Below are 12,878 nucleotides of genomic sequence, written 5' to 3'. Positions count from 1 at the left end.
CCTCTTTACATCCGGATCCGGTCGTATCCGTTCGGAGACAGGAACGTCCGCGCGGTTGCGGCCACATCCGTCCGGACCGGGCCACATTTAGCGCTCGCTCCCTGAAACCGGAGTATGAGAGGAACGAGAGCGCCGGGGGACGAGGGCGTCTCCCGTCGGCGCGTGCTCGCCGGACTCGGCGCGGCAGCGGCGACGAGCCTCGCGGGATGTGCTGCGGGCGCAGCGGGCGAGTACGACATCGGAATGACCGCGGTCGCGTTCGACCCGCCGACGTTCACCATCTCGCCCGGCGACACCGTCGTCTGGCAAAACACGAGTTCGCGCGGGCACACGGTCACCGCCTACGACGACCGGATTCCCGAGGACGCCGAGTTCTTCGCCAGCGGAGACTACGAGACGACGAAGGCGGCCGAGAAAGGGTTCCGCGAGGAGTTCGGCGGCGTCATCGACAGCGGCGAGGCGTGGTCCCACACGTTCGAGGTGCCCGGCGAGTACCTGTACTTCTGCATCCCACACGAGCAGGCGGGGATGGTCGGGACCATCACCGTCGAAGAGTAGGCATCTGGGAGGTTTTCCGAGGCCGTGACCGACGCGCGAGCCGGCGGCTCGCGGGCGAAAAAGAAACGGAAAGTCGCCTGAAAACCGCGTTACTCGTCGACTGCGACGTCTTCTTCGTCGACGTCGACGGCGGCCTCTTCCTCGGCGGCGACCTCTTCGGGTCGCGCTTCGAGGGTGAGCTTCTGGACCTCGACCCGGCGGAGCGGGTAGATGGTCTTCGCGTCGCCGTAGATCGCAGAGGACAGCCGTCCTTCGATGACGCTGTCGATGAGTTCGGCGAAGGTCCGTTCGGAGGCGGCTTCCTCGACGAGGTCGATCATCACGCGCCGAATCGCCTTCTCCTGGCTGCGGTCGGCCTTCTTCGTCGTGAAGGCGACGGGCTGGAGCTGGACGCGGTAGTCGTCCGTCGTCAGCACCGTGATCGCGACGTCGACCTTCGAGGCGCCGCGGCGAACGAGGCTGCGAACGTAGTCGCGTGCGAGTTCGTGCTTGATGAACTCGGTGTAGGCCGCGTCGCTGGAGACGTCGTTCACCTTGAAGGTGAGCTTCGTGTTGTTTTCACCCTGATCGCCGGTGATGTCGCCGAGGGTCACCTCGACGGTCCGTCCGTAGACCTTCTCGGGCTCGTCCGCGAAGGTCGAGCCGAGTTCGGTGCGGTCGAACTGCTCCGGCGCGATGAGGGTGTACCATCGCTTTCCGCGCTTCTGCTTCGAAACTGATCGTTCACTCATAGTATGTCTGGGTCGTGTCGACGATGGCGTCTGCCACCGTCAGGTTGACCACGGTGTCGTCCACCGTGGACTGCAGCCCGCCGGTCGTCTCGCGGGTGATCGTCGTCACGAGCGTCTCGCCCTCGACGACCACCTCCATCGAGTCGGTGTTGTCCGGACGGATCGCCGCCGCCACCGTCTCGGCGTCGGCGTGCGTCGTCCGCAGGCGGGCCGTCCGCGACGCACACTCGCGCGCCGCGTCCGAATCGTTTGCGTTCGTCATCTCGGTGCCTCCCCCGTGGAGCGGTCCACGTCGCTACTCATCGCACTGCCTCCCTGATCGCGGCGATAACGTCTGCGTCTGCCGCGTCCGCGTCGAAACGAGCGGTCGCGCGCGTCGCGTCGCCGGTCCACGCCGCGTCCGCCGAGGTGAACTCCGACGCGAGCGCCGCAGCAGCGTCCGCGGCACCCGTCTCACGAGCCGACAGCGCGGCCACCCCGTCGTCGAGCGCGACGACGAGCGGCTCCGGCGACCGGAAGTCGCGAACGAGTCGCGCGACCGTCGCCAGTCGGCCCGGCGTCGTGCTGTCGTCGCGGGCGTCGGGATCGCTGCCGACGTCGCCGCGGACGACGAACACGCCGTCGTAGCGGCCGGTGTGGCCGTCGTCGATCGCTCGGTGAACGGCTGTGCCGTGCGTGCGCCACGCGTCGAGCGCGGCCTCGCGGCCGCCGTGTCCGAGGGCGAGCGCGACGCCGGTCCCGGGGCGCTCGACGGCGACGGCGTGCAACACGTCGGCGAAGCCGCCGAGCGTCGCCATCGGGCCGTCGGGCGTCGCGTACGGGCGAAGCGGCCGTTCGACTGCTGTCGCGGCTCGCGGCGTCGCGGCGTCGTCGCCCGCGACCGCAAATGCGACGAGCGAGGCGATCGACCGCCGCGTCTCTGCGTCGGGCGCTGCCGGATCCGCCAGCGAGGCGAGCGCCGATTCGACGGCGTCCGCGTCGCCGGAGAACGGCGCGCGGAGCAGCGCCGAGTGGGTCAGGCCGTCGACGACGTCGTCGACGGGGATCGCCACGCCGGGGCGTCGCTCGATCGCGCCCATTCCGTCGGCGGCCTCGACGAGCGATCCGGCGACCGAGCCGGGATGCGCCCCGGCGGCAGCGACGCCGGCAAGCGCCAGCGTCACGTCGGACGCGACCGCGTCGTCGCGGGCGCCGTCGTCACGACCGAGCGCGAGTGCGACGTCGTACGCGCGGCGACTGACGGGACCATCGGCCGGCATAATCGTCACGTCCGCGTCGGGGTGTTCCGTCCCGACAGCGACGAAGACGCCGTCGTCTGCTGTCGGCGCGGCGGCGTCGAGCGACGCCACGCGCACCTGGAACGGTACGTCGGCGCTTCGGAGGCCGCGAGCGAGGAGGCCAGCGGCCGCGAGCGCGTCGCCGTCGGCGTGACAGACGACGCGGACGAACGCCGCCGCCGACAGCGCAGACGCCACGCTCTCGGTGGGGGCGTCCGCGGACGTGCCGGCGTCGGATCGGGAGGCCATCGGTGCGGTGTGTGTGGGTTACTCTTCGAGGAGTTCGACGGCGACGTCGAAGGTGTACGTGAAGTCCTCGTCGAGCGCGTCGCCACGGTAGTAGTCGACGAGCCGACGGATCTTGGACTCGGTGTTCTGCAGGGCACGCTTGTTCTGCATGTCCTGCTGGTTCTCGTTGACGTGGCGACGGAGGCGCACGGCGCGCTCCATCAGGTTCCGGAGGTCCTCGGGGAGCTCCGGGGCCGCGTCGTTCTCGTCGAGGATCGTAGTGACCTTCTTGCCGGTCGCGAGCTTGACGTCGGGGATCGGAACGCCCTTGACGCCTTCGTCGCGGAGTTTGAGACCGATCTGGCTGGGTTCGTGACCCTGCTCTGCAAGTTCGACGACGCGCGCTTCGACGTCTTCGGCGTCGACGTCACTCCACTCCGGGGGTTCGTCTGCCACCGGCTTGTCCGAACCGGACGAGCCACGGCGGCGGGTGTGCATTCGTGCCATTGTTATCTGGTTGGAACGGCACAGACCGCAGAATACGCGATGTGACGTGCCGACGATGTCGGCAGCGTCGCACTTCCGCAATCCCAAGCCGCGACGAGCGCGGCGAGTCAGATTTGCGGCCGTGCTGTTCCCGTCTGAACTCATCCGTGTCGGCGACAAAAGGATTGCGACCCGGCGTCGATGCCCCGCAAGTCGAAGCCCTTAAGAACGAAAGCGGAATACGGAAAGATGCGTTCGAGGGCTCGTAGATCAGGGGTAGATCACTCCCTTGGCATGGGAGAGGCCCCGGGTTCAAATCCCGGCGAGTCCATTCGTATTCCTCCGTCGTGACCAGGGACCGCGAGCGTCTGGTCCGTCGTCTAACAACCGCGTAGCGCCCCGTCGTTCCTGTGAGCGGACTGAACAAAGCTTATTCCGGTTCTCCGACGAGCACAGGTGTGCCCCGATCACGACGCACCCTCCTCAAGACCCTCGGAGTCGCACTCGGTAGCGGGACGCTCGCGTCGACTGCCGGATGTCTCGGCGGACAGCCGACATCCACGGAAACGAGTCCTGACGAGGCCGCGACCACGACGTCGACCCCGGCAGCGACGCAGTCCGGTGAGGCTCGGAAGGAGTTCAGACAGTGGCTGCCGGACCCGACGACGACTCCGCTGCCGGATGGGTACGGCGTGCGATACTTCGACGTGGCAGCGATTCGTTCGTATCGGGACGCCATCCACCCAAACGCCTACGATCGACTCGAAGGGCAGATGCTGCAGCCCGTCTCCGGCGAGTTCGTCGACGCCGCCGACATCGTGGCGACAGTCCAGATCGACCACGTGATGGAGTTGGCCCTCGGATCGTTCGACCCGGAGGCCGTCGGCGAGCGGATCACCAGTGACGACTCGTCGGCGACTTCAGCGACGACGCGCACACCGACGACGGCGACAGCGACGCCCTGGCCGGAGCCGGAGCGCTACAAGGGATTCGACCTCTACGGCACGGACTACGGCTACGCCGCCTCGTCGGACGCGTTTCTGTCGGTGTCGCCAATGCTGGAGGGCGACGGCATCGACTACGCAAAGGCGATCATCGACGCGACGACGTCGGAGACGAGCCAGTACGCCGACGGCAACGAGTACGTCGCGTCGATGTTCAGCACCGTCGACGCCCCCCACGCGCTGTGGTGCTTCCCGGAGGCGACGGACGGGTCGACGAGGCGGGGCTTCCGAGCGGACGACATCACCGGCCAGCTCAAAGCGTGGCGGTTCGGCCAAGAGACGACCCACCTGACGTTCGCGAACACCTACGTCGACGCCGCAACCGCCGAAAGCGGCGAACTGGCCGCGTTCGTCGACGCCGAGTCCGAGCGCTTCGGCGCGTACGACGGACTCGACGTCGAGACGGAGGATCGGCTGGCCTGGACCGACGGCACGATTCCGACGGGTGAGTTCGACCACTTGTCTGCCGGTGGCCCCGAGGAGGGAGTGACGACGCCCAACTAGCGAGTGAAAGGTGACCCGAGAGTGTGATTCGTTCACGCTCCCGCGTCGCCGGTGGGACTTCGCCACGGTTATCAGAATCTCCGCAAACATCTAGGGGAATGGAATTCGACACTGGCCGCCGCCGATTCCTCGAAATCGCAGGAACCGGTGCCGCGCTCTCTCTGGCGGGGTGTAACGCGCAGCAGACAGACGGCGAGACGACCGAGACCACCGGGTCGAACGGTGCGACGGTTACCGTCGCGGTCCAGCCGGACCAAGAACAACTGCAGCAGCGGGAAGACGAGATCCGATCGCAGCTCGAATCGGGCAACATCTCTCAGACGGAGGCACAGGAGCAGTTCCGCACGGCACAGTCCGAACTCCGCTCGGCGGCGGTGAGTTCCTTCGAAGAGCAGGCCGCTGAATCGGGACTGACGATCGAAGACTCGATCGAGCAGTTCAGCGTCCTCCTCGTCTCCGGCCCCGCGACGGCACTCATCGACGCGCTCTCGTTCGAGATGGTGAACGGCCTGCTGCCGGCAGAGACGTTCCAGCAAGCCAAAGATCAGGTGACGACACAGACGGCCACCGACACGCCGTCGAACTGACGAAAACGGGGTACGCCACACGCGAAATCCGCTGTGAAACTTTGAGAGATACACAAACAATTATGTGCAATACTGTTGTTGATCGGGTAGTGACGGGCAACAGTGGGGATCAGACGACGGGTTTTGGGACTGTCCGCGATCGTGTCGTAGCAAGGGCTCGTGCTTCTGATGGTCAGTAACGATTCACGGCCACCCGACTCGTCGATCTCGGAGGACGAGGCAGTCCACTTCGAGTGGGATCAGGACGGCCGACCGAGTGCGGCGATCGTCGACGCCGTCGCCACGGTGACGGACTCCGAGATATCCGAGATGCCGCCGCTGCACGAAGTCGTCGATCCCGACGCGTTGAACCGCATTCTCGACCCGAGCGTGGACAGCGCAGATAGAGACGACACTCGCGCACACGTGTCGTTCCAGTACCACGAGGTGCAGGTCCGTGCGGACCCCGACGGGATCGACGTTCGGCCGCTCGACGACGCCGACGTGCAGTAAGCGGCGTGTGGCGGTTCGGCCCGCGACGTGCAGTACGCGGCGTGTGGAACTCTCGGCTTGAGAGTTGCGGCGGTTACTCCTCGGCGTAGAACAGCGTCCGGCGACACTGGGGGCAGACGTACGGAACCGGCGTGAGGATCTCGTCCGACCGAATGCTGCTGAGGAACCCCTCTGTCGGCTCTTGCGAGACGATGGTCGGCGTTCCCACCGCGTTGGAACCTTGCAGTTTCATCTGCGTGAGCGGTTCCTCACAGTCCGGACAGCGCTTTTCGTCTGACATACGCCGATAGTCACTCCTGCGTCAAATAAGCGTCCTGCTGTGTGCGCATCTGTGACAGCGGAGATGGACGATCACACGTCGTCGGGGGACGGTTGCGGCGAGCAGCAAGACCTACGGATATTTCCCTCCGTCCGACCACCTCCCAGTGATGGCTCTCGCATCGGCTGCAACGAACGCCGTCCTCGTCGCGGTCGCCGTCGTCGGATTAGCCGTCAGTGCAGGTCAGTTCGTCGCGGGCGCGGGCGGCGTGGCTCGCCGCCTGGGTCTCTCGGGCCTGCTGGTGGGGCTCACTGTCGTCGCATTCGGGACCTCCGCACCCGAGTTCGCCGTCACGCTCGACGCGGCGCTCACGTCGAAGTCGAACATCTCTGTCGGCAACGTCGTCGGATCGAACATCTTCAACCTCGGATTCATCCTCGGCGGGGTCGCGCTCATCCGCGCCCTGCCGGTCTCGACGGCGCTCGTTCGTCGGGACGGCCTCTCGTTGATCGGGGCGACGGGGCTCGCTTTGGTGTTGCTCAGCGACCTTCGGCTCTCGCAACTCGAAGGTGTGCTTCTCGTGGTTCTTCTCGGGGGGTACCTCGCAGTGCTCGTACGCACCGGAAGCGAGCAGCTGAAACAGAGCACTGCGAGCGACGCGAGTGGGTCCTGGTGGCTCGATCCCCTCCGTGCGGTCGCCGGCCTCGCCGGCATCATCGTCTCGGCGCACGTTCTCGTCTCTTCGGCCGCTGCGCTGGCGCGGTTCGCCGGCGTCTCCGAGTGGGTGATCGGCGTGACGATCGTCGCCGCCGGCACGTCGGCCCCCGAGTTCGCGACGTCGGTCGCGGCGGCACGACGCGGACAGGCCGGCCTCTCGGCCGGCAACCTCGTCGGCAGTTCCATCTTCAACCTCCTCGGGGTGCTCGGTCTGGCAGCGATCGTCCGCCCGCTATCGGTCGTCGGGACGGCCGTCGACACGACGCTGTGGCTGTTCGGACTCACGGTCATCGCGACCGCGTTCTTCTGGTCGAACGAGGCCCTCTCGCGTCTGGAAGGCGGGGCGTTAGTCGTGCTTAGCGCCGCGAACTGGGTGGTCGACTTCTTGGGGTGACGAGGGGTTCGGGGCCTCGCGTCCCGATTTACTGAAACCGCAATGGGGAGAATAGTACATTAGATGTCATTTTTTCTGGTCAGTCGGGCCGCCGAAGTCAGGCCAACCGCTCGGACGCCAGTTCCGCACCGTCGACGAGGGCTTCGAGTTTCTGCCAGGCGATCGAGGGGTGGACCGCGTTCGCGCCCTCGACGACCGTCTCGAAGCCGCAGTCAGCGCCCGCGACGATCCGCTCGGGATCGCCGACCGCGTCGGCGAATCGTTCGAGGCGGTCGGCGACGGCTTCGGGATGTTCGACGACGTTCGTCTTCACGTCGATCACGCCCGGGATCAGCCGCCAGCCGTCGGGGAGCGGATGCTCCTCGAACGTTCGGTACTCGTGTTGGTGTCGTGGGTTCGCACCCTCGACGACCAATCCCCCGATGTCGGCTTCGTAGAAGACGTCGATCACGTCTTCGAGCGCGACGTCGTGGTGATGTGGCCCCGGGTAGTTCCCCCAGCAGGCGTGTAGTCGGATCTGCTCGTCGGGGACGTTGGCGACGGCCTCGTTGAGCGCTTCGACGTGCGTTCGCGCCCGGTCCCGGAAGTCGGCGACCGAGTCGTCTTTGTACGTCAACGTGAAGCCGGCGAGGAGGTCCGGGGCGTCGATCTGGAGGATCGCCCCCGTCTCGGCGATCAGTTCGTACTCGGTTTGGAGTGCCCCCGCGAGATCGAATATGTACTCCGAGAGAGAGTCGTGATGCTCGGTTTCAGTGAATCGGAGGACTGCACCGGGTGACGGCGCGGTGTGGAACCGCGCGGGGAATGACACGCCCTCGGCGTCGACCGCCTCGTCGAACCGCGCGAGATCCTGCTGGAGTGCCTCCTCGCCCACGTACTCGATCGGTCCCGTGGCGACCGGCCCGCCGATGTTCTCCGTGTCGCCGAGGAGTTCTTCGGCGTACGTCGGGAAATCGTCGAGGTCGGCGGGCCACGCGCGCTCGACGGTCCCCTCGCCGAAGCCCGAGAGTCGGTTCGTGACGTCCACCGAGTAGGCGATACGGCTCTGTTCGCCGTCGTTTCCGACGTCGATGCCGACCTCGGCCTGCCGGCGCACCACCGCGCGAATCGACTCGGTGACGGCCGCCTCGAATGCCTGCTCGTCGCGGTCCCCGGACTCAGTCAGGAGGGCGCGGAGTCGATCGGATCGGGGGAGACTCCCGACGTGGGTCGTTCGGATTGTGGGCGCTGCCATCGCTCGCTTCCTGTCGGGCGAGCCACAAAGAGATTCGGGGGCGCAGCGATTCGGGCGCGGCCGCTCCGGACGCACGGACCGATGCGACCCGTCACCAGTACAGCCACACCAGCAGGGCGAACCCGATGGCGAGACCGCTGGGGACGAGCATCAGCAGGACCTCGGGTGACCCCAGGGTGCTGACAGAGACCAGGTTTGCGAGGTCGAGGAGCGCCCAGAGGCTCGCCACAAAGAGGGCGACGCCGACGACCGCGGCGAGTGCTCGGTTTTTCATACTCGTTCGAGATCGTATCCGCAGTCCTAGAGTTCCGCAGACGATGTAAGGGTTTGGCCCGACCGACACCTGCGCCCAGCGCCGCCGGCGGCCCGCCCCCGGCCAGAGTACCGTTTATATCCCGGGAAGGAATTGGTGAAACCGTATGTCAGAAGGTGATTTCGAGGGCTACGGCGGACGGCACGTCCCCGAGCCGCTGGAGGAACCGCTCGAACAGTTGGCGAACGCGTACGACGATATCAAAGACACCGACGCGTTCCAAGCAGAACTCGACAAACTGCTCAGAGACTACGCCGGACGACCGACGGCGCTGTATCATGCCGAAGGGCTCAGCGAGCGCTACGGCGCTGAGATCTATTTCAAGCGCGAGGACCTGCTGCACGGCGGCGCACACAAGATCAACAACGCGCTCGGCCAGGCCCTGCTCGCGAAGCAGGCGGGGAAGTCGCGGCTCATCGCCGAGACCGGCGCGGGCCAGCACGGGACGGCGACCGCGATGGTCGGCGCGCTGCTCGACCTCGACACGGAGATCTATATGGGCGAGAAAGACGTCGAGCGCCAGCAGATGAACGTCTTCCGGATGCGCCTGATGGGCGCGGAAGTCAACGAAGTCACGCGCGGCGGCGCGGGCCTCTCGGACGCCGTCGACGCCGCGCTCGAAGACTTCGCGAAGAACATCGACGACACGCACTACCTCGTCGGGTCGGTCGTCGGCCCCGACCCCTTCCCGCGGATGGTCCGGGACTTCCAGGCCGTCATCGGCGAGGAGGCCCGCGAGCAGTTCCGAGAGCGCACGGGCGAGCTTCCGGACGCGGCGGTCGCCTGTGTCGGCGGCGGCAGCAACGCGATGGGTCTCTTCCACGCGTTCCGCAACGACGACGAGGTCGCATTCTACGGCGCGGAGGGCGGCGGCGAGGGCGCGGGCTCGAAACGCCACGCGGCGCCGCTGGCCGAGGGCGAAGACGACGTCATCCACGGGATGAAGACCCGAGTTATCCACGACGACACCGAGGTCCACTCGGTGTCCGCCGGACTCGACTACCCGGGCGTCGGCCCCGAGCACGCGATGTTCCGCGAGGTCGGGCGCTGTGACTACCGCGCGGTCGACGACGAGGCCGCGAAGGCGGCATTCAGAGAACTCTCCGAGGAGGAGGGCATCATCCCGGCGCTGGAATCGAGCCACGCCGTCGCGCTCGCAAAGGAGATCGCAGACGACCACGACACGATCCTGGTCAATCTGAGCGGGCGCGGGGACAAGGATATGGAACAGGCCGCAGCGTTGTTCGATCTGGCCTGAGTGTCGAGCGGAGACGACCGATCACCAGTAGTGTCGGCGTCGGTGGGGGGGACAGCGCACGTGATGTCACCTCCGCAAACTCTAATTCGGTTGGAGCGGTACCGGCTATCGGAATGTGTCGAGAGTTGAAACGGGAACCGACCTGGGTGGCGGCGATCCGTCTCGCGATACTCGAAGGGCAGGTCGACACGGAGTCCGTCATCGAGGAGGCGAACCTCGTCGCCGGTCGGGAACGGACCGTCGGCGACGTCCTCTCGACGATGGACGAACGCGGCGTCCTGAACAAGGTCGACGACGATCTCTATCTCCCCGGTGAGGTCCTCCTGAACTCCGATCGGTACGATCTCGATTTCGACAGGGCCTCCGACGGCGGCGCCCACCGCTGGAAGTCCTCGGTCTGATAGGGAGTATCGTCACTGTGCGGAGAGTCTCGCCGTACCGTCCGGCGAGACATCTATGGTGACGTACGAGAACCCCTACGAGTCGGTTCGAACGCCGCCTAGCGTAACCTATGTAAATACCACGAGAGAACGTAGCCTATGGGCGCGCTATCGAACACGAAGGTGTCGCAGAAGAACCTGACTACAGTCCCCAAGCCGGTCCGAAACTTCCTCGACGTCGGCGCGGGCGACCGCGTCGAGTGGCACGTCGAAGACGGACGGATCATCGTCGAAAAGCACGACCCCGACGGCGAGTAACCGCCGTCGACGTCGAAACTCAGGAGAGGTCCGACGGTTCGTCCACGTCACGCCGGACCCCGCTGTCCGGAACGGCCACCCGCGCGCTGTCGTCGCTGTCGAGGAGGATCTCGCGCCCGCCGACGTCGCCCGCGACGTCGACCAAGTCGTCGAAGAACCGCCGGTCGAAAAGCACCGGGTTCCCCCGGGCGCCCTCGTAGGCTGCCGCGAGCGCGTCGCCGACACCCGCCTCGTAGGCGTCACAGAGCGTCTCGATCGTCGCGACGTCGACGAAGGGCATATCTCCCAGCGCGACGACGGCCGCATCGACCTGCTCCGGCCGGTCGCGGAGTGCTCGGATGCCGGCCCGCACCGACGAGGCCTGGCCGTTCGCATACCTCGGATTGTGGACGATCTCCACGTCGAGGCCGTCGAGCGCGTCGACCACGCGCTCGGATTCGTAGCCGACGACAACCACGACCGGATCGACGGTAGAAGCCACAAGCGTCGCCGCCGCGTGTCTGACGAGCGGGGCGCCGTCGTGTGACGCCAGCAGTTTGTTTCGCTCGCCGAAGCGGTCGCTCGTCCCCGCTGCGAGGAGGACGCCGGCGATCCGCGCGCTGCCGCGGGCGGGCCGTTCGGGCTGGTCGGGTCCGCCAGTGGACTGGAGGGTCTGTCCAGAAGACTGGTCGGTCTGGTCAGACCGGCCGGACACGGTGTCGTCGCCCGTCTCGAACGGCGGTTCGACGAGCGGCGGCTCTCTCGACGGCATCACTCGACGACCGAGTAGGGGACGACGTCGACGCGGTCGTCGCGGGCGACGGCGGACTCCGTGAGAACGAAGCCGTCCGCGCGGGTCGCCCGGGTGCTCGACGAGAGCACGCTCGGGTCGAAGGCGTCCTCGTAGACGGCGAGCGGCGAGTCCGCGTGGCCGAGCGGCATCGCGACGCCGTCATCGAGCGTGACCGGAATCGCGTACGCGAACCCGGGCGTGGCGATGTCGACGTCGCGGGCCATCCGCGCAGCGACCGCCGGGAGCGACGTCTCCCCGGTGAAAAACGGCCGGGCGACCAGCGTCGTCACCGCGTGGGCGCCGACGGGCTTGCCGGGGATTGCGAACGCGACCGCGTCGTGGTCGGGCAACTCGGCGACGGCGATGGGCTTCCCGGGGCGGAGGCGAACCCGGTGGAACAGCACGTCGCCGAGGGCGTCGAGCGCCCGGATCACGTAGTCTTTGTCGCCGACACTGGTCCCGCCGGTCGTCACGACGACGTCGTGGTCGCGCGCGAGCGCCCCGACCTCGGCTTCGACGCGGTCGTAGTCGTCCGGCACGCTGCCCTCGTAGGTCGCGTCGTGGCCCCACGAGCGCACGAGGCCGGCGAGCATCGGCGAGTCGAGGTCGCGATGCTTGCCCTCGTGGATCTCCGTGCCCGTCGCGAGGAGGCCGACAGAGAGCGGTTCGCGGACCGCGACGGTTTCGACGCCCAGGTCGCCGAAGAGCAGCGCGTCCTTCGGGCCGAGCCGCTCGCCGGCCTCGAAGAGACGCTCGCCCTCGGCGACGTTGCTGCCGCGCTGGTAGACGTACGTCCCCGGTTCGAGGTCGGTTCCGGTCAGCCGACCGTCTTCGACCGTCGCTTCCTCGCGCTTGAGCACCGCGTTCGCCGCGGGCGGGAGCGGTGCGCCGGTCGCGATCCGGACGGCCTGCCCGGCCTCTAAGGTCGGCGGCTCGTCCTCCGGAAACACGTCGGCGTCGACGACGTCGAGCGGATACTCGTCGGTCGCGTCGAATGCGAAGCCGTCCATCGTCGCGTGGCTCTGTGCGGGTACGTCGACCGGTGCGTCGAGCGGTTCGGCGAGCGTCCGGCCGCCGATCCGGTCGATCGAGACGGTTTCGACTCCGGCGGCACCGAGCCAGGCGTCCCGAAGCGCCCGGACCCGCTCGGCCCCCTCGTCCCACCCGATCATATCGTCGTGGTCGTGCTCGGATCGGCTCCTCATAGGCGTCGGCCCGGGAGTTGCTTCCGTACTCGGCTGCCCGTCGAATTAACACAAACATTTATTGGAGTGCTGTTTGATTGCATAAACCGTGATAATAGTGTGCACATAGCGAGGGTACTTAAAAGGTGGCGGCGTGCAGCAGGAGACCGACCAGACACAAC

Annotated in this window: 17 protein-coding genes and 1 tRNA gene; 9 read left to right on the top strand and 9 right to left on the bottom strand. The window is 67.0% G+C overall.

Annotated features, from left to right (window positions below; genetic code table 11):
- Positions 1-114 precede the first annotated feature (114 nt).
- A complete protein-coding gene (locus tag D3D02_RS01535; protein ID WP_121568232.1) occupies positions 115-558 on the top strand; it encodes a plastocyanin/azurin family copper-binding protein in 444 nt (147 codons plus the stop codon).
- Between the two features lie 89 nt (positions 559-647).
- On the opposite strand, the gene D3D02_RS01530 is transcribed toward D3D02_RS01535, so the two are convergent.
- The 4 genes from D3D02_RS01530 to D3D02_RS01515 are packed head-to-tail and all read right to left on the bottom strand — an operon-like array spanning position 648 to position 3,301.
- Entirely contained in the window at positions 648-1,289 is a 642-nt protein-coding gene (locus tag D3D02_RS01530) for a 30S ribosomal protein S3ae (protein ID WP_121568231.1), read from the bottom strand.
- A complete protein-coding gene (locus D3D02_RS01525) occupies positions 1,282-1,551 on the bottom strand; it encodes a KEOPS complex subunit Pcc1 (protein WP_121568230.1) in 270 nt (89 codons plus the stop codon). Before D3D02_RS01525 ends, D3D02_RS01530 begins: the two co-directional genes overlap by 8 nt.
- Positions 1,552-1,588: 37 nt before the next feature.
- Positions 1,589-2,815, bottom strand: a complete 1,227-nt coding sequence (locus tag D3D02_RS01520; RefSeq protein ID WP_121568229.1) for a hypothetical protein — start codon at positions 2,813-2,815, stop codon at positions 1,589-1,591.
- Positions 2,816-2,833: 18 nt separating this feature from the next.
- Positions 2,834-3,301: a 30S ribosomal protein S15 gene (locus D3D02_RS01515; protein WP_121568228.1), complete on the bottom strand. Its 468-nt coding sequence runs from the start codon at positions 3,299-3,301 to the stop codon at positions 2,834-2,836.
- 238 nt (positions 3,302-3,539) lie between these two features.
- Between D3D02_RS01515 and D3D02_RS01510 the strand changes: the two genes are divergently transcribed.
- The 4 genes from D3D02_RS01510 to D3D02_RS01495 all read left to right on the top strand — a co-directional run bounded on the left by D3D02_RS01510 (position 3,540) and on the right by D3D02_RS01495 (position 5,867).
- Positions 3,540-3,611 (top strand) — tRNA-Ala (locus D3D02_RS01510).
- 127 nt (positions 3,612-3,738) lie between these two features.
- Positions 3,739-4,788: a hypothetical protein gene (locus D3D02_RS01505; RefSeq protein WP_121568227.1), complete on the top strand. Its 1,050-nt coding sequence runs from the start codon at positions 3,739-3,741 to the stop codon at positions 4,786-4,788.
- Between the two features lie 98 nt (positions 4,789-4,886).
- Positions 4,887-5,375: a hypothetical protein gene (locus D3D02_RS01500; RefSeq protein ID WP_121568226.1), complete on the top strand. Its 489-nt coding sequence runs from the start codon at positions 4,887-4,889 to the stop codon at positions 5,373-5,375.
- A gap of 168 nt (positions 5,376-5,543) precedes the next feature.
- A complete protein-coding gene (locus D3D02_RS01495) occupies positions 5,544-5,867 on the top strand; it encodes a HalOD1 output domain-containing protein (protein WP_121568225.1) in 324 nt (107 codons plus the stop codon).
- Between the two features lie 73 nt (positions 5,868-5,940).
- Here the strand turns inward: D3D02_RS01495 and D3D02_RS01490 are convergent, their stop codons facing one another.
- Positions 5,941-6,147 carry a hypothetical protein gene (locus D3D02_RS01490; RefSeq protein WP_121568224.1) on the bottom strand — a complete coding sequence of 69 codons (207 nt, stop codon included), beginning with the start codon at positions 6,145-6,147 and terminating at the stop codon, positions 5,941-5,943.
- 148 nt (positions 6,148-6,295) lie between these two features.
- Between D3D02_RS01490 and D3D02_RS01485 the strand changes: the two genes are divergently transcribed.
- Positions 6,296-7,237 (top strand): calcium/sodium antiporter, encoded by a 942-nt coding sequence (locus D3D02_RS01485; protein ID WP_121568223.1) that lies wholly within the window; start codon positions 6,296-6,298, stop codon positions 7,235-7,237.
- A 97-nt stretch (positions 7,238-7,334) separates the two neighbouring features.
- Here the strand turns inward: D3D02_RS01485 and D3D02_RS01480 are convergent, their stop codons facing one another.
- Entirely contained in the window at positions 7,335-8,471 is a 1,137-nt protein-coding gene (locus D3D02_RS01480) for a cobalamin-independent methionine synthase II family protein (protein WP_121568222.1), read from the bottom strand.
- A 91-nt stretch (positions 8,472-8,562) separates the two neighbouring features.
- On the bottom strand, positions 8,563-8,745 hold the full coding sequence (locus D3D02_RS01475) for a hypothetical protein (protein ID WP_121568221.1): 183 nt from the start codon (positions 8,743-8,745) through the stop codon (positions 8,563-8,565).
- A 145-nt stretch (positions 8,746-8,890) separates the two neighbouring features.
- Here D3D02_RS01475 and trpB point away from each other — a divergent pair, with 145 nt between their 5' ends.
- The 3 genes from trpB to D3D02_RS01460 all read left to right on the top strand — a co-directional run bounded on the left by trpB (position 8,891) and on the right by D3D02_RS01460 (position 10,740).
- Positions 8,891-10,042: a tryptophan synthase subunit beta gene (gene trpB, locus D3D02_RS01470; RefSeq protein WP_121568220.1), complete on the top strand. Its 1,152-nt coding sequence runs from the start codon at positions 8,891-8,893 to the stop codon at positions 10,040-10,042.
- A 113-nt stretch (positions 10,043-10,155) separates the two neighbouring features.
- Positions 10,156-10,443: a hypothetical protein gene (locus D3D02_RS01465; protein WP_121568219.1), complete on the top strand. Its 288-nt coding sequence runs from the start codon at positions 10,156-10,158 to the stop codon at positions 10,441-10,443.
- A 138-nt stretch (positions 10,444-10,581) separates the two neighbouring features.
- Entirely contained in the window at positions 10,582-10,740 is a 159-nt protein-coding gene (locus D3D02_RS01460; protein WP_121568218.1) for an AbrB/MazE/SpoVT family DNA-binding domain-containing protein, read from the top strand.
- Between the two features lie 19 nt (positions 10,741-10,759).
- Here D3D02_RS01460 and D3D02_RS01455 read toward each other — a convergent pair whose 3' ends face one another.
- Together D3D02_RS01455 and D3D02_RS01450 are read right to left on the bottom strand one after the other, a co-directional pair.
- The gene (locus tag D3D02_RS01455) at positions 10,760-11,491 is read right to left on the bottom strand and encodes an NTP transferase domain-containing protein (protein WP_121568217.1); all 732 of its coding nucleotides are present in this window, start codon (positions 11,489-11,491) and stop codon (positions 10,760-10,762) included.
- Entirely contained in the window at positions 11,491-12,717 is a 1,227-nt protein-coding gene (locus D3D02_RS01450; RefSeq protein WP_121568216.1) for a molybdopterin molybdotransferase MoeA, read from the bottom strand. Before D3D02_RS01450 ends, D3D02_RS01455 begins: the two co-directional genes overlap by 1 nt.
- Between the last annotated feature and the right edge of the window lie 161 nt (positions 12,718-12,878).

The sequence above is a fragment of the Halobellus sp. Atlit-38R genome (genome assembly GCF_003665925.1).
Lineage (GTDB): Archaea > Halobacteriota > Halobacteria > Halobacteriales > Haloferacaceae > Haloquadratum > Haloquadratum inordinatus.
The sequence above is the reverse complement of the archived record's forward strand: the minus strand, read 5'-3'. Positions and strand labels throughout refer to the sequence as shown.

Bases quoted from the DNA above. Each gene is read 5' to 3' on its own strand.
- D3D02_RS01500 (WP_121568226.1), top strand. From the start codon at position 4,887: ATGGAATTCGACACTGGCCGCCGCCGATTCCTCGAAATCGCAGGAACC.
- D3D02_RS01530 (WP_121568231.1), bottom strand. From the start codon at position 1,289: ATGAGTGAACGATCAGTTTCGAAGCAGAAGCGCGGAAAGCGATGGTAC.
- trpB (WP_121568220.1), top strand. From the start codon at position 8,891: ATGTCAGAAGGTGATTTCGAGGGCTACGGCGGACGGCACGTCCCCGAG.
- D3D02_RS01515 (WP_121568228.1), bottom strand. From the start codon at position 3,301: ATGGCACGAATGCACACCCGCCGCCGTGGCTCGTCCGGTTCGGACAAG.
- D3D02_RS01460 (WP_121568218.1), top strand. From the start codon at position 10,582: ATGGGCGCGCTATCGAACACGAAGGTGTCGCAGAAGAACCTGACTACA.
- D3D02_RS01480 (WP_121568222.1), bottom strand. From the start codon at position 8,471: ATGGCAGCGCCCACAATCCGAACGACCCACGTCGGGAGTCTCCCCCGA.
- D3D02_RS01520 (WP_121568229.1), bottom strand. From the start codon at position 2,815: ATGGCCTCCCGATCCGACGCCGGCACGTCCGCGGACGCCCCCACCGAG.
- D3D02_RS01465 (WP_121568219.1), top strand. From the start codon at position 10,156: ATGTGTCGAGAGTTGAAACGGGAACCGACCTGGGTGGCGGCGATCCGT.
- D3D02_RS01535 (WP_121568232.1), top strand. From the start codon at position 115: ATGAGAGGAACGAGAGCGCCGGGGGACGAGGGCGTCTCCCGTCGGCGC.
- D3D02_RS01485 (WP_121568223.1), top strand. From the start codon at position 6,296: ATGGCTCTCGCATCGGCTGCAACGAACGCCGTCCTCGTCGCGGTCGCC.
- D3D02_RS01525 (WP_121568230.1), bottom strand. From the start codon at position 1,551: ATGACGAACGCAAACGATTCGGACGCGGCGCGCGAGTGTGCGTCGCGG.
- D3D02_RS01455 (WP_121568217.1), bottom strand. From the start codon at position 11,491: ATGCCGTCGAGAGAGCCGCCGCTCGTCGAACCGCCGTTCGAGACGGGC.
- D3D02_RS01475 (WP_121568221.1), bottom strand. From the start codon at position 8,745: ATGAAAAACCGAGCACTCGCCGCGGTCGTCGGCGTCGCCCTCTTTGTG.
- D3D02_RS01450 (WP_121568216.1), bottom strand. From the start codon at position 12,717: ATGAGGAGCCGATCCGAGCACGACCACGACGATATGATCGGGTGGGAC.
- D3D02_RS01495 (WP_121568225.1), top strand. From the start codon at position 5,544: ATGGTCAGTAACGATTCACGGCCACCCGACTCGTCGATCTCGGAGGAC.
- D3D02_RS01490 (WP_121568224.1), bottom strand. From the start codon at position 6,147: ATGTCAGACGAAAAGCGCTGTCCGGACTGTGAGGAACCGCTCACGCAG.